Origin of the sequence: Streptomyces sp. BF23-19, assembly GCF_041106355.1 — a bacterium.
Lineage (GTDB): Bacteria > Actinomycetota > Actinomycetes > Streptomycetales > Streptomycetaceae > Streptomyces > Streptomyces virginiae_A.
The window spans coordinates 43,020-62,557 of record NZ_JBGBPT010000017.1; the positions used below are offsets into that span (position 1 = coordinate 43,020).

Below are 19,538 nucleotides of genomic sequence, written 5' to 3' on the forward strand. Positions count from 1 at the left end.
GCAGGTCAGGCCGCCGCCGGGCCCTGGAGGCCGTGCATCAGGAGGGCCGTGAAGGTGGCCACCCAGATCTCGTCCACCGGTTCGGAGCTCACCAGGGCGCGGTGCACGACCGTGCCCGCGATCACGTCGAAGATCAGGTCCGTGGTGCGGCCCGCGAGGGTCTCGTCCTCCTCGTACGGGAGTTCGCCGCGGGCCTGGGCCCGTTCGCGACCCAGTACGACGAGACGTTTCTGCCGGTCCACGATCGCCGACCGGATCCGGTCGCGCAGGGCCTCGTCCCGGGTGGACTCGGCGACGACCGCCATCAGGGCGGTACGGGCCTCCGGGCGCCGCAGCAGCTCCGCGAACTGCAGCACCACCCCCTCGATGTCCGCTTCGAGGGAGCCGCGGTCCGGGAGTTCGAGCGCGTCGAAGAGTTCCGCGACCGCGTCCACGACCAGCTCGTTCTTGCCCGCCCAGCGCCGGTAGAGGGTGGTCTTGGCGACCCCCGCGCGGGCGGACACGTCGCCCATCGTCAGCTTCGACCAGCCCAGCTCGACCAGCGCGTCCCGGGTCGCGGCGAGGATCGCGGCGTCCGCGGCGGCACTGCGGGGACGACCGGTGCGGCCGGGGCTGGGGTTGCGCATGGCCGAGACCATACCCGCCGGTAGCCATACCGGCCGCTGTGGTTCAGATCACGGGCCCGCAAGGGGCGCGGTGGGCCGCCGGGGGAGTTACGCTACGGCTCGTAGCGTAAGAGCGACAACCACGCGAAGAGCTACAGGCGCCAGGTGGGGACCCGGCGCCGGTCGGTATCACGATCGCGACAGTACGGCCGCACGGCCAATTCACGCGATCTTTTTCGTCGGCGCGCGCACACGGGGGAGGATGTACGCATGCAGCCCAGAAACATGTCCATGAGCGGCGTCGTCGACCTCGCCGCGGTGAAGGCGGCCGGCGAGGCCAAGGCGAAGGCCGAGCAGGCCCGCGCCGAAGCGGCGAAGCGGGCCGGCGAGGCCGGCCAGGGCGGCGAGGCGGGTCCGTCCGCCGGCGCCGTGCCGCCGTCCGCGCTCGTCTTCGACGTAGACGAGGCCGGTTTCGAACGCGATGTGCTCCAGCTCTCGGCAGAGGTTCCGGTCGTCCTGGACTTCTGGGCCGAGTGGTGCCAGCCGTGCAAGCAGCTCAGCCCGCTGCTGGAGCGCCTGATCGCCGAGGCCAACGGTCGCCTCGTGCTCGCCAAGATCGACGTCGACGCCAACCAGATGCTCATGCAGCAGTTCCAGATCCAGGGGATCCCGGCCGTCTTCGCCGTGGTCGCCGGTCAGGTTCTGCCGCTGTTCCAGGGTGTGGTCCCGGAGCAGCAGATCCGTGAGACCTTCGCCCAGCTCGTCCAGGTCGCCGAGGACCGCTTCGGGATCATCGGCATCGAGGTGGACCCGGACGCGGAGGGTGTCGCTCCGGCCGCCTCGGCCGCGGACGAGATCCCGGCCGGCCCGTACGACGCCCTGCTGGAGGCGGCCGTCGTCGCGCTCGACGCCGGTGACCTCGGTGGCGCGGTCCAGGCGTACAAGAACGTGCTCGCGGACGACCCGGGCAACACGGAGGCCAAGCTGGGCCTGGCCCAGGCCGAGCTCCTCGCCCGGGTTCAGCACATGAACCCGCAGGCGGTGCGGGCCGCGGCGGCCGAGAACCCGCGCGACCCGGCGGCGCAGATCGCCGCCGCCGACCTCGACCTGGTCGGCGGTCATGTGGAGGACGCCTTCGGGCGCCTGGTGGACACCGTCCGGGTCACGTTCGGTGAGGACCGGGACGCCGTGCGGCTGCGGCTGCTGGAGCTGTTCGAGGTCATCGGCGCGGACGACCCGCGGGTCTCCGCGGCGCGTACGGCGCTCGCCCGGGTGCTCTTCTAGGCCGGCTCCGGACCGGCTGCGAGGCCGCTCCGGGCCCCTCGACGCGCGCCTCCCGGACATCGCCGGGTCACCGGCGATTTGTTGACACGTAGATAAACAGCGGCCGCACTTTGCCAAAACTTGGCAATTGCGGCCGCTGTTACTCGCAGTAAATCGAACCCTGTGAACTGTCCGGTGTGTTCGTCATTCGACCGTTCTGTCGTGGCCCTGGGTAACACCCTGTGTTGCTGCCCGACGGCGGCGGGTCGCACCTAGGTTATCTGGCCGTTACCCGCCAGTAACGAACCCCCTTGTGCCCCGGCCTGGAATGGACCACGATCGGCGACGCTCGGTCCTTCCCGCAGAGCCGCTCACTCGGAGCCGCGGTGAAGGGTCCCCACCGAGTCGGCCTGTGGCAGTGGCACCGGCCGTGGGACAGGGGGGTCTCTGCCACTCCGGCGGGGCCTGTCCTCCAGGTTGCGCGAACGCGTGGCCCAGTGGTTGTCGCTCGGGGGTGATCGCCGGTGTATCGGACGTGGCTCGGCCGCGGCCCGGCCGCCTGCGCTCCTTCCCGAGGACGTAGCACTTCTCCCATCCCAGGACGGGCACGGCCCGGACCGGAGATGTACGTCCGAGAAGGAGGAACGAAATGAGTTCTCAGGTTCGTGGCGGGACCAGATGGAAGCGCTTCGCGCTCGTCATGGTGCCGAGCATCGCGGCCACGGCCGCGGTCGGTGTGGGTCTGGCGCAGGGCGCCCTCGCGGCGTCGTTCAGCGTCTCCGGCCAGGACTTCAAGGTCTCGGCCGACAAGCTCGACGGTGAAAACCTCATCCAGTACGGCGGGATCGCCAAGGGTCACGAGCTCGACCCCAACGGCAAGGCGCAGGCCCACCCGGTCACCATCTCCGGGTTCAGCCGTGCCGAGATCACCAACATGTGCCAGTCCCTGGTGACCCCGACTCCGCTGGGGCCGATCACGCTCCAGCTGAAGACCGGTCACAAGGGCACCCCGGCCGTGGCGACCAACATCTACCTGGATGTGGCCGAGCTCGACACCGACGCCGAGTTCAAGAACCTCGACATCGGTGTCGCCGTGGGCGACGCGAGCCACAAGACCAAGCCGCAGGCCGGTACGGTGTCCAGCCCCTACGCGTTCTCCCAGCGCGCCGACAGGGCGATTCTGACGGACGTGAAGCAGAAGGCGTGGGCGACCACGGCGGGCACCTTCAAGCTGCCCAACCTGAAGCTGCGCCTGATGGGTGGCGACCAGCCCTGCTACCAGGACATCAAGGACTGACTCAGTCCCCGTGTCTGACCGGACGGGCGGGTGGTGACAGCCGTCGCCCCCGCCCGTCCGGGCTCCACAGAGTTCTCACGTACCACCCGTTTCCAGGGAGCTGTTGTCCATGAACCCCCAGGCCCCGGTTTACGTTCGCGCAGAAGACGACGCCTGGCCCACCGTGGCGTACTACCACTTCCACGCCTGGCGTGGCCGCCGTCCCTTCTGGGCCGGGTTGTTCACGCTCCTCGGTGGCTTCCCGATCGCATACTTCCCTTACGCGGACCTCCGGCTGGGCAACGTCAGTCTTGCGATGGCCACCACGGGCGGCGCAGGCGCACTGATCATCGGTGTACTGCTCATCACGCTCGGCCTGGCGCTCTGGTTCCAGGCGACCATCCGCGTCTTTGCCGGCGTGGCCGCGATCCTGCTCGCCCTGGTCTCCATCCCGGTGTCCAACCTCGGCGGCTTCTTCATCGGCTTCAGCCTCTCCATGGTCGGTGGCGCGCTCGCCCTGGCCTGGGCGCCGGGGCAGCCGGTCGAGGAGGTCGAGCAGTCGACGGACGCGCAGCCGGCGGTCGAGCAGCAGCCGGGTGCGGTCGGCCTGACCAAGGCGGAGGCGACGGCAGACATGGGTGCCCAGAGCGTTCCCGGCCCCCGTGGTACGGAAACGGCATACGCGAGCGAGACGACTGCCCACGCCGATGGCGGGAGGAACAGTGCGGGGTGACGAGACGCAGCGGGGCGTGGCCCCTGCCGCAGAGTCCCGTGTAGTGAAGGGGCCGCGCCACGCGGCGCCCAGGAAGTCGCTGCTGAACAAGATCCAGATACCCGTCGGCAAGACGATGGCGCTCGCGGCGATGCCGACGGCCGTGTTCGTCGGGATGGGCATGGCGCCCAAGCTCGCGGTGGCCGACGACAAGGAGATCCCCTTCGCGCCCGGCCCGTGTGTGACGCGGTCCGACGAACCCGCGGAGACCGAGTCGAAGTCCCCGTCGCCGACGCCGTCCACGACGCCTTCGCCGAGTACGTCGCCCACCGCGACGCCCTCTCCGTCCGCGTCGGCGTCCCCGTCGGCAGCGGCGAAGGTGAAGCCGAGCAGCTCGCCGTCGGCGGCCAAGCCCCCGGTGACGAACGAGAAGGCAGCGGCCCCGGCCACGACGCCGGCTCCGGAGCCGACCAAGTCCACGAACCCGCTGGACCCGCTGGGCGTCGGCGACGCGCTCAAGAACCTCGTCGACGAGCTCGGCAGGCCCCTCAAGGACGCGACGGCGAAGGCGACCCCGACGCCCGCGCCCACCCCGTCGGGCGCTGCCACGCCGACCCCGGACCCGGCCGCGGACGCGATCCGCGACGCGGCGAAGAAGGCCGGTGTCGACGTCAAGGAGCTGTCCGAGGAGGTCAAGAAGACCGAGAAGGACCCCAAGAACGAGACGGGCGAGGCCAAGGACAAGGCCAAGGACGAAGCCGCGGACGACAAGTCCAAGGCGGACGACGAGGCCAAGGGCGACGAGGACAAGGCCAAGGACGAGGAGACGAAGGACCCGGACGGGAAGCAGCCTTTCCCGTGCCCGACCTACGACGCCAAGGCCCTGGCCGACGCCGAGTTGGAGCAGGGCGTCCCGCTCCTGCCGGACGAGCCCTGGTACCTCGACAGCTCGCTGCTGACCCTCTACGGCCTGGACTACCACGGCATCGTCGAGGTGAAGACGGCCGGCGGCAAGACCAAGAAGGTCCTGAAGTTCACCGCGGACTCGCTGGACATCAAGGACCTGTACCAGACGGTCGGCAAGTCGGGGAACGTCGCCCACCTGAAGTCGCGTCCGGGCTCCACGTCCAAGATCCGCGGCGGCACGGTGACGATGTACACCGAGAGCCTCAAGGGGAACCTGTTCGGTCTGATCCCGATCGAGTTCACCCCGAACAGCCCGCCGCCCCTGAACGTCCCGTTCGCGTTCTTCACGAACGTCAAGGTCGTCCAGGCCGGCCAGTTCGGCGGCACGCTCACCGTTCCGGGCCTGAAGAACTACATCGGCCCGCCGGAGTAGTACCGGCTCACGCACGTTCCGACGGCCCGTCCCCTTCCCGGGGGCGGGCCGTCCGCTTTTCGTTACTCACAGGTAACTCACATAATCTTCACAGGGTTTGTGGCCTCGACTAGCGTTCAGGTGCCGCTGTCATGACGCGGCGCGCAGCTGTCCACGGGGGGACTCACAAGCACTTCGGTGTGCCCTTGGCATGCCTGCGCTCGTGACTTCCCTGAGGATTCGCACTTTTATGCTGCACACCATGAACCGCTCGGTGCGCCGGGTGGTGATCTGCGCGATCGGCCTGGTGCTGGCCGCCGTCGCGTTGGGGGTGTCCGGAGTGGCGCCGCCGCTCTGGCCGGACGGGACCGCCAACGCCGGTTCCGCGGGGGCCACGGCCCCGCCCCTGAAGACGTTCCCGCTCCTCGCGCGGAACGCGAGCACCGGCAAGCTCCGGGCGTACGAGGCGAACGGTACGGGGGGCCTGAAGGCCGCCTACGAGCTGGGCGGCGGCTTCGGCGAGGCGACCGCACTCGTCCAGTCCAACGTGTCGGAGGGCGGCCGGGCCAACGACCTCTACCACCGCGCGGCCGGAATGCTCTACTACACCGCGGAGCACGGCAACGACACCAAACTCATCGGCGGCGGCTGGGACATCTACGACACGATCGTCTCCGTGGGGAACATGGGCGGCTCCGCCGATCCCGACCTGATCGGTCGCGACGCCGCCGGCAACCTCTGGCTGTACCAGGGCCGGTCCGACGGCACGCTCGCGGCCCGGATGCGGATCGGCACCGGGTGGGGCGGTATGACGCTCGTCGGCCGCGGTGACTACACCGGCGACGGCAAGGCCGACATCCTCGCCCGGTACACCGACGGCACGCTCGCCATCTACGCCGGTACGGGCTCGGCCACGGTGGACGCCGTGGTCGGCACGCGCCACGTCGTGGGCCCGGGCTGGCAGGCGTACAAGACGCTCGCCTCCGCGGGTGACACCGACGGCGACGGGAAGACCGACCTGATCGCCGCCGATACCGCGGGCGCACTGTGGCTGTTCAAGGGCACCGGCAACCCGGCCGCCCCCTTCGCCGCCCGGGTGCAGATCGGCACCTCGGGTTGGGCGGCCTTCGATGTCCTCTTCTGAGCAGAACGGCTGATACGGGTATGCGCAAGAACGCAACCACGCCCAGACGCCGTCGTTTCGGCAACTGGACGAACTTCCTGACCCTCACGGCCCTGGCCACCGCCACGGCCGTCACCCTGACCAGCAGCGGGGTGCAGCCCCCCGACGGCCTGCGCTCGGCCGCCGCCGCGGAGCCCGCCCCCTACGACCTGGACGCGGCCCAGAGGGTCCGCGAGGCGCAGTGTCTGCTGGGCAACGTGCTGCGCAAGGGCGGCACGGAGATGAAGGCCGTCGCCCGCACGGGACTGAAGGGAACCGAACCCGAACTGCTCGCCGCCGCGGCGCCCAACTACTGGGACGGAACCGCGCTGTCCGCGGCATACGACAAGGACCACGCCGCCTCCGACGCCAAGTTCGCCGAGATGGGCGAGCGCAACAAGGCGTGGCAAGCCTCTCTGTACATGTACGACGTCCCGCCCGGTTACACGGTTACCGGATTCCAGTGGCCGCCGGACAACCCGACCATCTTCATGGCGACGGGCTACGGGGGCTGGATCGCGGACCAGTTCTGGACGAGTCAGGGCGAGTTCTACACCGATCAGCACCCGCCGGCCGGCAAGGACTCGGTCGACGCCACCACCAAGATCGCGAAGGCCCGGTACTACCCGGAGACGCACGAGACCTACGAGGACCGCAAGGAGTGGGAGTGGCACATGGCGGGGTCCACCCCCATGTACGCCGACGACGCCCGCATCTTCCTGCAGAACGGTGGCTTCCCCACCAGCGCCCCCGCCCCGGATTCGATGGAATTCCGGATCGACGTGGAGCAGCTCAAGGCGCGCTTCGCGTCCTGCGCGACACGCAACCCGCTCGACCCGCACAAGGTCCTGACGGCCGAGGCAGCCGTCGCCTCCCAGGAGTGGCAGGCCGAGATCGCGGGCCAGAACGCCCAGCGGGACACCATCCTCGGTGCCGAGCAGGCCGCTTCCAAGGACCTTCAGATCGCCGCGCAGGCCATGGCCGAGGCGCTCGGCCAATCCATGATCGCCAGCCGGCTCACCGACTGGGAGGCACACTTCCTGAAGGTTCCGGCCGGCAGCGGACGGCCGTCGGCGAGTGAGTTCACCAAGGCCCGGACGTGGATCGAGCAGGCTCAGGCCCGCGCGACCGGGCGGCTCTACGTGGCCTCGCGCGCGGCCCAGGACGCCCAGGCGCAAGCCACCAAGGTGACCACCGCGCAGAACGCGGCGTACGCGATCGCCGACAACGCGGGTCTGCCCCGCGGCCGCGGTCTGCTCTACGGCCAGCAGGCGGCCCAGGTGACCAAGGCCTCTGCGGCTGCCGCCCAGGCCGCGGCCAAGGCCACCGAGACCGCGTTGAACGCGACACGCGCCTCGGCGGCCGACAGCAAGACGCTGAACTCGCTGGCCATGACACAGGCGCACGCCTCGAAGGCGGAGTTCCGTCGCAAGGCGGCCGAGGAGGCCGCCGCCCAGGCGAAGGCCTCCGCCGAGGGCGCCGCGGCGCAGGCGGTGAAGGCCGCGGAGAACGCCTCGAAGGCGAAGGCGGCGCAGGTCAAGGCGGCGGCAGCGGAGAAGGAGGCCAAGACCGCCGCGGCCGACGCGAAGGCCAAGCGCGAGAAGGCCGAGGCCGAGCGGGACTACGCCAAGTCGCAGAAGGAGCTCGCCGAGTCGGAGCGGGCGAAGGCCGCGGCGGCCGAAGCCAGGGCCCAGACCCAGCGGACCGAGGCGGGGAACCAACTGTCCGCGGCGCAGACCGCGGGAACCACCGCCGAGAACAAGATGAAGGACGCGGTCGACGCCGAGAAGAAGGCCGTGACGGCCCGGAACAAGGCGATCGACGCCGAACAGCAGCGTGACGCCCTGGAGGCCAAGGCCTACGCCAAGGAGTCCAAGGCCGCAGCCGACGAGGGCACGAGCGCGGCCGAAGGGTCCCGTACCGCGGCCACCGCCGCACGTACCGCCGCCGACAACGCGGGCACGGCGGCCAAGGCCGCACGCGCCGAGGCGGACACGGCGACCGAGGCCGCGACCAACGCGAGAGCGGCGGCGACCCGTGCCCAGGGAGCGGCCAAGCGCGCCCAGGCAGCGGCGGACGCGGCCAAGAGGGACGTCGCGGTCACCGAAGCCGCAGTGCAGAAGGCCCACGCGGCGGCGGCCGATGCCATCGACGCGTCGGACGCGGCCAAGTGGAACGCGATCACCGCGAAGTCGCAGGCGGAGACGGCCCACCAGCAGGCGGAGAAGGCCAAGACGGATGCCTCGGTGGCCCGCAGTGAAGCGGTGGCCGCCGGAGCCGAATCCATCCGTACGGCCGGGTTCGCCTTCGCCACGGCCCAGGCGGCCGTGGCCGCCGGCGCGTCGGCGATGCAGGTGGTCAAGCCGGCCAACGACGCCATCGAGCTGGGCTCTCCGTACAAGGAGACCGACTCCTCGGCGGGTCTGGCCGTGCTGACCGGTCAGGCCGCGAAGACGGCGGCGGAACAGCAGGCGGCCCTGGCCCAGGCCAAGGCGGACCAGGCGGCGAAGGCGGCCGCCGAGGCGAAGAAGCTCGCCGAGCAGGCGGACGCGGACGCGAAGGCTGCGGCGGATGCCGCGCTGCAGGCGGCCGACTGGGCCGCCAAGGCGACCAAGTCGGCGCAGGCCGCGCAGAAGTCGGCCAACGAGGCGGCAGTGGCGGCCAAGGCCGCGAAGGCTTCCGAGGCCAAGACCATCGAGTACAACCGGCAGGCCACGGCGGACGCCGCGGCGGCGCAGACCGCGGCCACCACGGCGGGCACCCACGCCTCCGCCGCGGACGCCGCGGCCACGGACGCGGAGCGCGACGCCGCCTCCGCCCGCAAGGCGGCCACGGCGGCGGAGGCTGACGCGAAGACCGCGGACACGGTCGCCACCAAGGCCGAAACCGACGCCACGACGGCGGAGACCGCCGCGAAGCGGGCCCAGGAGGCGGCGAAGGAGGCGCAGGACGCGGCGACCCGAGCGGAGAACCAGAAGAACCACGACACCATCGCCTCGGGCGGTGTGACGGGCCGCAAGGGCGTGTTCACGCGCAACACGATCGAGCCGGTCGGAGAGCCGGTGGACCAGAACAAGTGCGTCCTGGAAATCGGCTTCGACGGCTGCACGGTGACGTTCAAACTGAGCTACAACCTCACCGTCGACTTCTACCTGTGCACGGACCCCGCAGCACCGGAGAACGTGACCGAGGCCAACTGCCCGGCCGGGTCCGTGACCTGGCTCTACGCCGAGAACATGGGCCTGCAGGCCTACTACAAGGACGTCTACTTCACCAGGTGGGAGCTCGCCAAGATCTTCGACAAGATGTTCCTGAAGACCCTCTGGCACATCGTCACGGATGATTTCGTGAGCTGTGCCAAGGGGGACACGCAGGCCTGCATCCAGCTGAACATCGACGCGATCATGTCGATCAAGAACAAGCGCCTCGAACTCATGATGGACGCGATGCTCGCCTACCGCTCCGTCATGAGGACAGGCGTGGGTCTGGCGGACGCCAGGGCGTTGGCCAAGAAGGCCGAGATGGACCCGAGCACGATCGCCGCCCTCGAACGCGAGGCGGACGCGTCCATCGATGCCCTCACCCGCTGCGCGACGAACAGTTTCCCCGCCGCGACTCCCGTGCTGATGGCGGACGGCACGTACAAGCCGATCGACCGGGTGCGCGAGAACGATCTGGTCATGGCGGGCGGGCCGGTGACCGGAGCAGTCCGGCCGCAGCGGGTGACGGACACCTTCCAGCACGATGCCGGCCGTCTGCTGAGCGTCGAGGTGGAGGGCACCGGCACGGTGAGCACCACACCGGGGCACAAGTTCTTCGTCGTCGGACGCGGCTGGACCGTGGCTTCCGGCATGCGAACAGGTGATCAGCTGAAGGCGCCGGACGGCTCGGTGCGCACGGTGACCTCACTGAGGGAGCTTCCGGTGCCCAGCCCGCGCAGGGTGCACGACATCACGGTGGACGGACTCCACAGCTTCTTCGTGCGTACGGCGGGAGCCCAACCGCAGGACGTCCTGGTCCACAATTGCTTGAACATCAGGCTGCACGAAGGAGACCGCGGCGCTCACACCGTCAGGGATCACGTGGACGCCACGGCCGACCAAGCGATCGCGAAGGCGCAGAAGGACCTTCTGGACCACCCGACCACCAGCCGGGGCGAGTCTTCCGTCTGGACGGACTTCGAAACCGCGCAGAGGGCCGTGGACGAAGGATTCGCGAAGTGGCACGCGTCCGATGCCCACAAGAGGCAACTGACGAAGTGGATGAACGACACTCGGGTGGATTCGGAGAGTCCGACGGACCTCTTGTCGTTCACGGTGAGGCTGGACACGCCCGGGTCGCTCGGCAAGATCTACAAGCACGACAGAAGCGTGCGCGACGCGGGGAACTCGGTGACCATCGTGTTGAAGAGGTCGAAGCACAAGGGATACATGGTCTACTCCGCTTACCCGGTGGACTGATGCCGATGAGAGATGACCGGTGGCCGTTCTACATCGACTTCGGCCTCAGCGGTCTCACCAGGATGGTCGACGTCGGATGGAGTTCCGGCACGACTCTGCCGGAGATCGTGGCGGCCGTCGCCGACTGGGGTGACGGCGTGTACGCCCCTACCCTCCTGGAGGACGCGCTGCGCGTGCTGGAGTCGGACCTCTCCTCCAGGGAGGTGGACATCCTGTGGTGCGCGGCCTCGAAGCGCTCCTACCGGCCCGATTTCTTCGGTGTGGGGGGCCGCGAGTGGCTGCGGCAGGTGGTGGACATCTGCGCCGAGCGGATCCGGCAGGACGATCCGTCCTTCGCGGTCGCCCCGGCGGGTCCCGCCCCGGCGGCGTCCTTCGTGGACGAGGTGCTGGCCGAGGTGGAGGCGGTCGCCGGCGCACTGCGCTCAGTGGAAGGGCACGCGCACTACGCGGTGCCCGACGTGGTTCGCACCCTGAGGAGGACGGTGACGCAGGCCGATCCGGATCTGGGCTTCAGGATGCTCCTGAGGGTCGTGAAGGCGTACCAGCTCACCGTCGACGCATCCTGCCTCGCGCGTTACCAGGACCTCGGTGAGAGGCTCGGCTACGACGAGTGCGTGGTGGAGGACGGAGGGATCGACGTCAGGCCGGACCCGGCGGACTGACCCGGACCTCCGGAACACACCGAGGGCGGTGCCCCGGATCCCTTTCAGGATCCGGGGCACCGCCCTCGGTCTCTGTGCGGCAGAGTTCGAGCGGGCCCGCGGCGTCAGGCCTGGGTGTCGCCCAGGTGGTGGACGCGGACCATGTTGGTGGTGCCGGGGACACCGGGGGGCGAGCCGGCGGTGATGACCATGGTGTCGCCCTGGTTGTAGCGGTTCAGCTTGAGCAGCTCGCCGTCCACCAGGTCGACCATCGCGTCCGTGGTGTCCACGTGCGGGACGATGTAGGAATCGACGCCCCAGCTCAGCGTGAGCTGGTTGCGGGTGTTGACGTCCGTGGTGAAGGCCAGGATCGGCTGGGTCACGCGGTAGCGCGACAGGCGGCGGGCGGTGTCGCCCGACTGGGTGAAGGCGATGAGCGACTGGGCGTCGAGGAAGTCCGCGATCTCGCACGCCGCGCGGGCGACGGAGCCGCCCTGGGTGCGGGGCTTCTTGCCCTGGACCAGCGGCTGGAGGCCCTTGGAGAGGAGCTCCTCCTCGGCCGCCGTGACGATCTTAGACATCGTCTTTACGGTCTCGATCGGGTAGGCGCCGACCGAGGACTCGGCCGACAGCATGACCGCGTCCGCGCCGTCGAGGATGGCGTTGGCGACGTCGGAGGCCTCCGCGCGCGTCGGGCGGGAGTTGGTGATCATCGACTCCATCATCTGGGTCGCGACGATCACCGGCTTGGCGTTGCGGCGGCACATCTCGATGAGCCGCTTCTGGACCATCGGGACCTTCTCGAGCGGATACTCGACGGCCAGGTCACCACGGGCCACCATGACCGCGTCGAAGGCGTCCACCACGGCCGCCATGTTCTCGACCGCCTGCGGCTTCTCCACCTTGGCGATGACCGGGACCCGGCGGCCCTCCTCGTCCATCACCTTGTGGACGTCCTTGACGTCGTTGGCGTCGCGGACGAAGGAGAGGGCGACCATGTCGCAGCCCATCCGCAGGGCGAAGCGGAGGTCGTCGACGTCCTTCTCCGACAGGGCGGGGACGTTCACGGCGGCACCCGGCAGGTTGATGCCCTTGTGGTCCGAGATGACACCGCCCTCGATGACGATGGTCCGGACCCGGGGGCCCTCGACCTCGGTCACCCGGAGCTCGACGTTTCCGTCGTTGATCAGGATCTGGTCACCCTTGGCGACGTCGCCCGGGAGCCCCTTGTAGGTGGTGCCGCAGATGGACTTGTCACCCGGGACGTCCTCGGTGGTGATGGTGAACTCGTCACCGCGCACCAGCTCGACGGGACCCTCGGCGAAGGTCTCCAGACGGATCTTCGGGCCCTGGAGGTCGGCGAGGACGCCGACGGCGCGCCCGGTGTCCTCGGAGACCTGCCGGACGCGGTCGTACCGCTCCTGGTGTTCTGCCTGGGACCCGTGGCTGAAGTTGAATCGGGCCACGTTCATACCTGCCTCGATGAGCGCTTTCAGCTGCTCATACGAGTCGACGGCGGGGCCCAGCGTGCAGACAATTTTGGAACGGCGCATGACTGGATCCTATCGGTTTGTTTCGTAGCGGAATATTCCGTCTGGCGGAAACTCCAAGTGACTAGCGAGTAACCAGCTCGTACGCCTGGGTGGCGATCTCCAGTTCCTCATCCGTCGGGACCACCGCCACCGCCACCCGGGCCTCCTCCGCCGAGATCAGCCGGGGCTCGGCGGACCGCACGGCATTGGCCCGCGGATCCAGCACCAGGCCCAGCGCGGCCAGGCCGTCGATCGCCGCCTCGCGGACCTGGTGGGCGTTCTCGCCCACACCGGCCGTGAAGGTCACCGCGTCCACCCGCCCGAGCACCGCCGCGTAGGCCCCGATGTACTTCTTCAGCCGGTGGACGTACGCGGCGAAGGCGAGGCTCGCCGCCTCGTCGCCCTCGCCCGCGCGCCGCAGCACCGCGCGCATGTCGTTGTCGCCGCACATGCCCAGCAGACCGCTCTTCTTGTTCAGGAGCGAATCGATCTCATCCACCGAGAAGCCGGCCACCCGCGCCAGGTGGAAGACGACCGCCGGATCGACATCGCCCGAACGGGTTCCCATGACCAGCCCCTCCAGCGGGGTCAGGCCCATGGAGGTCTCCACGCACACCCCGCCCCGCACGGCCGAGGCGGAGGCGCCGTTGCCCAGGTGCAGCACGATCACGTTCACGTCCTCCACCGGCCTGCCGAGCAGCCGGGCCGTCGCCCGCGAGACGTAGGCGTGGGAGGTGCCGTGGAAGCCGTACCGCCGGATGGAGTACGCGTCGGCGGTCGCGGCGTCGATCGCGTACCGCGCCACGTGCTCCGGCATCGTCGAGTGGAAGGCCGTGTCGAAGACGGCGACCTGCGGGAGATCCGCGCGCAGCGCGCGCGCCACCTCGATGCCCGTCACGTTCGCCGGGTTGTGCAGCGGGGCCAGCGGGATCAGGCTCCGGATCTCCGCCAGCACCTCGTCGTCGATCACGGTCGGCCGGGTGAAGCGCGTCCCGCCGTGCACCACCCGGTGCCCCACCGCCGCCAGTTCGGGCGAGTCCAGGCCCATCCCGTCCGCGGCGAGCTCGGCGGCCACGGCCTTCAGCGCGGCCCCGTGGTCCGCGATCGGGCCGACCTGCTCGCGCTTGCCGCCGGCCGCGCCCGGACCCACGAGCGGCTCGTGCACCAGCCGGGAGGTCTCCTCGCCGATGCGCTCCACCAGGCCGGAGGCGAGCCGGGACCGGTCCGCCATGTCGAGGAGCTGGTACTTGACCGACGAGGAGCCGGAGTTGAGGACGAGTACGCGCGATGCGGTCACGATGAGGGTCTTTCCTGGTCGCGGGCGGTGGGGGAGGAGGGGCGGGGTGGGGCGGATCAGGCGGTGGGCGCGGTCGCGGGCCCGGGCGAGCCCTGCGCCTGGATCGCGGTGATGGCCACGGTGGTGACGATGTCCTGGACCAGCGCACCGCGCGAGAGGTCGTTGACCGGCTTGCGCAGACCCTGCAGGACCGGGCCGACCGCCACCGCGCCCGCCGAACGCTGCACGGCCTTGTACGTGTTGTTGCCGGTGTTGAGGTCGGGGAAGATCAGCACCGTCGCGCGGCCGGCCACCTGGGACCCGGGCAGCTTGGTCGCCGCGACCGAGGGCTCCACGGCCGCGTCGTACTGGATCGGCCCCTCGATCTGCAGGTCCGGGCGCTGCGCACGGACCAGCTCGGTGGCCTTGCGGACCTTGTCGACGTCCGCGCCGCTGCCGGAGGTGCCGGTCGAGTACGAGAGCATCGCGATCCGCGGCTCGACGCCGAAGGCGGCCGCGGTGGTCGCCGACTGGACGGCGATGTCGGCGAGCTGCTCGGCGTTCGGGTCCGGGTTGACCGCGCAGTCGCCGTAGACGAGGACCCGGTCGGCCAGGCACATGAAGAAGACCGAGGAGACGATGGACGCCTCCGGCTTCGTCTTGATGATCTCGAAGGCCGGGCGGATGGTCGCCGCGGTGGAGTGCACGGCCCCCGAGACCATGCCGTCGGCCAGGCCCCGCTGGACCATCAGGGTGCCGAAGTAGTTGACGTCCGTGACCACGTCGCCCGCCAGCTCGACGGTCATCCCCTTGTGGGCGCGGACCTGGGCGTAGTACTCGGAGAAACCTTCCCGCAGCGGGGAGGTCGCCGGGTCGATCAGCTGCGCGCCCGAGATGTCGACGCCGAGGTCGGCGGCCTTCTTCAGGATCGCCTGCTCGTCGCCCAGCAGGGTCAGGTCGCAGACCCTCCGGCGCAGCACCACGTCCGCGGCGCGCAGCACCCGCTCCTCGGTGCCCTCGGGCAGGACGACGCGGCGGCGGTCCGAGCGGGCCCGCTCCAGCAGCTCGTGCTCGAACATCATGGGGGTGACGCGCTCCGAGCGGGCCACCGACAGCAGGTCGCGCAGCTCGCCGGTGTCCACGTGCCGCTCGAACAGACCGAGCGCGGTCTCCAGCTTGCGCGGGGTCGCGGAGTTCAACCGGCTCTGCAGCGAGAAGAGTTCGGTGGCGGTCGGGAAGCTGTTGCCGGCCACCGACACCACCGGCGTGCCCGGCGCCAGTTTCGAGGCCAGCGTCAGGATGTCCTGGCTCGGGCGCTCGTTCAGGGTCAGCAGCACACCGGCGATCGGCGGGGTGCCGGAGGTGTGCGCGGCCAGCGCGCCGATGACCAGGTCGGAGCGGTCCCCCGGGGTGACGACCAGGCAGCCGGGGGTCAGGGCGTTCAGGAAGTTCGGCAGCATGGCGCCGCCGAAGACGAAGTCCAGGGCGTCGCGGGCCAGCCCGGCCTCGTCGCCGAGGAGGACCTCGCCGCCGAGCGCCCGGGTGATCTGGGCGACGGTCGGGGCGGAGAGCGACTTGTCGTCCGGCAGCACGTAGCAGGGCACGGGCAGCCGGGCGGCCAGCCGCTCGGCTATGACGTCGCGGTCCTCGGCGGCCACCCGGTTCACGACCATCGCGACGACGTGGCAGCCCAGGGTCTCGTAGGCGCGGTAGGCGTTGCGGGCCTCGGCGCGCACGGCCTCGGCCTGGTGCTTGGTGCCGCCCACCACGGGGACGACGACCGCGCCCAGCTCGTTGGCGAGGCGGGCGTTGAGCGCCAGCTCGTCGGGGAGGTTGGTCTCCGCGTAGTCGGTGCCGAGGACGAGCATGACCTCGTAGTCGCGGGCCACCCGGTGGTAGCTGTCGACCAGCCGCGAGACCAGCTCGTCGGTGCCCTTCTCGGCCAGGATCGCCGAGGCCTCCTCGTAGGACATGCCGTAGGCCGCCGCGGCGTCCTGATCGATCCGGTAGCGGGCCTTGAGGAGGTCGAAGAGCTGGTCCGGTGCGTCGTGCAGCAGCGGACGGTAGACGCCGACCCGGCCCGTCTGCCGGGTCAGCAGCTCCATGATGCCCAGCTCGACGACCTGCCGGCCGTCCCCCCGCTCGATACCGGTCACGTACACGCTGCGCGTCACGCCCGCTCTCCGTCCCATGCTGTGAATGTCATTTTGGTCTGGCTCGACCTCTTGACAATACCTCTGTCAATGGTTAGGACGCCCCCCGGGAAAAGGCCTGGCCGGGAGGGCCGAAAGGCCTCCGGGTCCCGGCCGCCGAAAACGTGCGGCCCCCCGGGCCCGTGGAACAATCGGACAGGCTTCACCATTACGCCCTTCATTTGTACGGCAGGAGACACAGCACGATGCGTATCGGAGTTCTCACCGCAGGCGGCGACTGTCCGGGCCTCAACGCTGTCATCCGGTCGGTCGTACACCGTGCCGTGGTCGGGCACGGAGATGAGGTCATCGGCTTCGAGGACGGCTTCAAGGGCCTCCTCGACGGCCACTTCCGCCCCCTCGACATCAATGAAGTCAGTGGCATCCTCGCCCGCGGCGGCACGATCCTCGGTTCGGCGCGCATGGAACGCGCCCGTCTCCACGAAGCCGCCGAGAACGCCCAGGAGCTGGCGACGCGCTACGGCATCGACGCCCTCATCCCGATCGGCGGCGAGGGCACCCTCACCGCCTCGCGGATGCTGTCGGACGCCGGGATGCCGGTCGTCGGCGTACCGAAGACCATCGACAACGACATCTCCTCCACCGACCGCACGTTCGGCTTCGACACCGCCGTCATGGTCGCCACCGAGGCGATCGACCGCCTCAAGACCACCGCCGAATCGCACCAGCGCGTGATGGTCGTCGAGGTCATGGGCCGGCACGCGGGCTGGATCGCCCTGGAGTCCGGCATGGCCGGCGGCGCGCACGGGATCTGCCTGCCGGAACGCCCCTTCGAGGTGGAGGCCCTGGTGAAGATGGTGGAGGAACGCTTCGCCCGCGGTAAGAAGTTCGCCGTGATCTGCGTCGCCGAGGGCGCGCACCCGGCCGAGGGCTCCATGCCGTACGAGAAGGGCGCGATCGACGCCTACGGCCACGAGCGCTTCGCCGGTATCGGCAACCGCCTCGCCATCGAGCTGGAGCACCGCCTGGGCAAGGAGGCCCGTCCGGTCATCCTCGGCCACGTCCAGCGCGGCGGCACCCCCACCGCCTACGACCGCGTCCTCGCGACCCGCTTCGGCTGGCACGCCGTGGAGGCGGTGCACCGCGGCGAATACGGCAACATGACCGCCCTGCGCGGCACCGACATCGTGATGGCCCCGCTCGCCCACGCGGTCACCGAGCTGAAGACCGTTCCCGAGAACCGCATGTACGAGGCCGAATCGGTCTTCTGACCCCGGCCCGGGTGGGAGGTGGGGCCTGCGGCCCGCCCTGCCCGGCCGGTGGGTCTGCGCCCGACGCCGTCGTCCTACGCCGCACCGCCCGCGAGGTCCCAGAACCGGTCCACGATCTCGGCGAGGAATTCCCGGCCCGCGTCCCCGCTGCCGGCCTCGCCCTGGCCGCCGCCCCAGCTGAGCGTCGCCACCATGCGCGACTGGTAGTCGCCGTGCAGCCGCTCCAGCACCGACTCCAGATGGTGCTTGGGGATCGGCAGCAGCTTGCCCAGCGGCTTCACGTACGCCTGCCAGCGCGTGGTCACCGCACTGCGCAGCAGCTCGGCGAGCTCCTCGTGCTTGCCGGTCGCCGTCACGAACTGGGCCAGTGTCAGACCCAGCACCGTGGCCAGGGCGGCGGACTGCCGTTCGTTGCCGCGCCAGCGCCCGGTGTCCTCCATCTTCTGGTACGAACTCGTCTCCAGCCCGATCCGCCGGGCCAGGTCGTCCGCCCCGAGCCCCCGGGCGACCCGGTGCTCCCGCAGGGTGACCGGCTCGGCGAGCAGTTCGCCGGGCGAACACCACAGAACGCCCGCGAGCGCCGTGAGCTCGGCGGAGGAAGGTGATATCTCGCCACGCTCCCAGGCCATCACGGTCTCGGGCGCGACGACGAGTCCGTACTGGGCACGCAGGCCGTAGGCGACATGTCCGGGAGCCATGCCCAGGGCCGCGCGCAGGCGACGCGCGGCGGGGGCATTGAAAGGTGGGCTGGAGTGCACACCGCACACCGTAGAAGTGGCCAGGCTGCGGCGCCTACAGACCAAACAAACAAGCCCATACCTCGTAGGAACGTCCTATGAAGTTAAGGCCTTTCGTCGGGTTTCCGCGCGACTGTCCGGTAATCGGTGAGCCCGAAGATCCTTTCCCTGCATACGGTTCCAGCCAATGCCCGCCGACGCAATACCCCTCACAGTCCCCGCACAATGTGAACCGGAAGGCCATTTTCTGCGTGATCCTTTCCGGGGCCCTCGCGCACGGGGGTGGCGAGGGCCCTGCCCCGCTCTCCCTCCCCTTTTCCTCCCTTGCCTTGACGTCGGCGTCAAGGAATACGGTCGCCCCATGCGCATCGGCGAACTGGCGGAGCGGGCCGGGACCAGCACCCGGACGCTCAGGTACTACGAGTCGCGCGGGCTGCTCCCCGCACGGCGGGACGGCAACGGCCACCGGACCTACGACGAGGACGACCTGCGGCTGCTGCGTCAGATCCGCATGCTCCAGGACTTCGGCTTCGAGCTGGAGGAGACCCGGCCCTTCGTGGACTGCCTGCGGGCCGGCCACCCGGCCGGGGACTCCTGCCCCGCCTCGCTCGCCGTCTACCGGCGCAAGCTCGCCGAGCTGGACGGCCTGATCGGCCGGCTGGCCGACGTGCGCGACCAGCTCGGGCGCCAGCTGGCCGACGCGGAACTGGCGGCCGGCGAAGCGGCCGTGCCGAAGTGCGAGATGACCGGATGACCGGATGGACGAGAGGGACGGCGACATGAAGGCTCATGGTGTGGCACAGGTGACCGACGCCGATTTCGAGGCCGAGGTGCTCGGGGAGCGGGGACGGCCCGTCCTCGTGGAGTTCACGGCGGACTGGTGCGGCCCCTGCCGCCGGCTCGCCCCCGTACTCTCCTCGATCGCCGCCGAGGAGGCCGACCGGCTCAAGGTCGTGCAGATCGACGCGGACGGCAACCCCGGGGCCGTCACCCGGTACGGGGTGCTGTCCATGCCGACCCTGCTCGTCTTCCGTGACGGCGAGCCCGTCCGGCAGATGGTCGGGGCCCGGGCCAAGCGCAAGCTGCTCCAGGAACTGGAGTCGCACCTCGCCACGGCCTGAGCCCCGTCGCT

15 protein-coding genes are annotated in these 19,538 nt (G+C 70.1%); 10 read left to right on the top strand and 5 right to left on the bottom strand.

Translation table 11 applies throughout. The annotated features are described in order from the left end of the window. Positions 1-5 precede the first annotated feature (5 nt). Positions 6-626 (bottom strand): TetR/AcrR family transcriptional regulator, encoded by a 621-nt coding sequence (locus AB8A24_RS12660; RefSeq protein ID WP_328961611.1) that lies wholly within the window; start codon positions 624-626, stop codon positions 6-8. A 249-nt stretch (positions 627-875) separates the two neighbouring features. Between AB8A24_RS12660 and AB8A24_RS12665 the strand changes: the two genes are divergently transcribed. The 7 genes from AB8A24_RS12665 to AB8A24_RS12695 all read left to right on the top strand — a co-directional run bounded on the left by AB8A24_RS12665 (position 876) and on the right by AB8A24_RS12695 (position 11,458). Continuing rightward, positions 876-1,889, top strand: a complete 1,014-nt coding sequence (locus AB8A24_RS12665; RefSeq protein ID WP_328961610.1) for a tetratricopeptide repeat protein — start codon at positions 876-878, stop codon at positions 1,887-1,889. Between the two features lie 628 nt (positions 1,890-2,517). After that, positions 2,518-3,165, top strand: a complete 648-nt coding sequence (locus AB8A24_RS12670; RefSeq protein WP_369475589.1) for a DUF6230 family protein — start codon at positions 2,518-2,520, stop codon at positions 3,163-3,165. A gap of 109 nt (positions 3,166-3,274) precedes the next feature. Next, entirely contained in the window at positions 3,275-3,877 is a 603-nt protein-coding gene (locus tag AB8A24_RS12675; RefSeq protein ID WP_369475591.1) for a DUF6114 domain-containing protein, read from the top strand. Continuing rightward, positions 3,867-5,195 carry a hypothetical protein gene (locus AB8A24_RS12680; protein WP_369475593.1) on the top strand — a complete coding sequence of 443 codons (1,329 nt, stop codon included), beginning with the start codon at positions 3,867-3,869 and terminating at the stop codon, positions 5,193-5,195. Before AB8A24_RS12675 ends, AB8A24_RS12680 begins: the two co-directional genes overlap by 11 nt. A 241-nt stretch (positions 5,196-5,436) precedes the next feature. Next, positions 5,437-6,318 (top strand): VCBS repeat-containing protein, encoded by an 882-nt coding sequence (locus tag AB8A24_RS12685; protein ID WP_328961607.1) that lies wholly within the window; start codon positions 5,437-5,439, stop codon positions 6,316-6,318. A gap of 20 nt (positions 6,319-6,338) precedes the next feature. Then, positions 6,339-10,796 carry a polymorphic toxin-type HINT domain-containing protein gene (locus AB8A24_RS12690; RefSeq protein ID WP_369475595.1) on the top strand — a complete coding sequence of 1,486 codons (4,458 nt, stop codon included), beginning with the start codon at positions 6,339-6,341 and terminating at the stop codon, positions 10,794-10,796. Between the two features lie 5 nt (positions 10,797-10,801). After that, positions 10,802-11,458: a hypothetical protein gene (locus AB8A24_RS12695; RefSeq protein ID WP_328961605.1), complete on the top strand. Its 657-nt coding sequence runs from the start codon at positions 10,802-10,804 to the stop codon at positions 11,456-11,458. 104 nt (positions 11,459-11,562) lie between these two features. On the opposite strand, the gene pyk is transcribed toward AB8A24_RS12695, so the two are convergent. The 3 genes from pyk to pta all read right to left on the bottom strand — a co-directional run bounded on the left by pyk (position 11,563) and on the right by pta (position 16,419). Further along, positions 11,563-12,990, bottom strand: coding sequence for a pyruvate kinase (gene pyk / locus AB8A24_RS12700; protein ID WP_328961604.1), 1,428 nt, complete (start codon positions 12,988-12,990; stop codon positions 11,563-11,565). A 61-nt stretch (positions 12,991-13,051) separates the two neighbouring features. Next, positions 13,052-14,266, bottom strand: coding sequence for an acetate kinase (locus AB8A24_RS12705; RefSeq protein WP_328961603.1), 1,215 nt, complete (start codon positions 14,264-14,266; stop codon positions 13,052-13,054). A 56-nt stretch (positions 14,267-14,322) separates the two neighbouring features. Continuing rightward, positions 14,323-16,419, bottom strand: coding sequence for a phosphate acetyltransferase (gene pta, locus AB8A24_RS12710; RefSeq protein ID WP_328961602.1), 2,097 nt, complete (start codon positions 16,417-16,419; stop codon positions 14,323-14,325). 224 nt (positions 16,420-16,643) lie between these two features. On the opposite strand from pta, the gene AB8A24_RS12715 reads away from it, so the two are divergent. After that, on the top strand, positions 16,644-17,669 hold the full coding sequence (locus tag AB8A24_RS12715) for an ATP-dependent 6-phosphofructokinase (protein WP_266379750.1): 1,026 nt from the start codon (positions 16,644-16,646) through the stop codon (positions 17,667-17,669). Positions 17,670-17,743: 74 nt separating this feature from the next. Here the strand turns inward: AB8A24_RS12715 and AB8A24_RS12720 are convergent, their stop codons facing one another. After that, positions 17,744-18,436, bottom strand: coding sequence for a helix-turn-helix domain-containing protein (locus AB8A24_RS12720; RefSeq protein ID WP_266379747.1), 693 nt, complete (start codon positions 18,434-18,436; stop codon positions 17,744-17,746). A gap of 331 nt (positions 18,437-18,767) precedes the next feature. On the opposite strand from AB8A24_RS12720, the gene AB8A24_RS12725 reads away from it, so the two are divergent. Together AB8A24_RS12725 and AB8A24_RS12730 are read left to right on the top strand one after the other, a co-directional pair. After that, positions 18,768-19,160 carry a MerR family transcriptional regulator gene (locus tag AB8A24_RS12725; RefSeq protein WP_266482516.1) on the top strand — a complete coding sequence of 131 codons (393 nt, stop codon included), beginning with the start codon at positions 18,768-18,770 and terminating at the stop codon, positions 19,158-19,160. 4 nt (positions 19,161-19,164) lie between these two features. Beyond that, positions 19,165-19,527: a thioredoxin family protein gene (locus AB8A24_RS12730; protein ID WP_369475599.1), complete on the top strand. Its 363-nt coding sequence runs from the start codon at positions 19,165-19,167 to the stop codon at positions 19,525-19,527. The last annotated feature ends 11 nt before the right edge of the window (positions 19,528-19,538 follow it).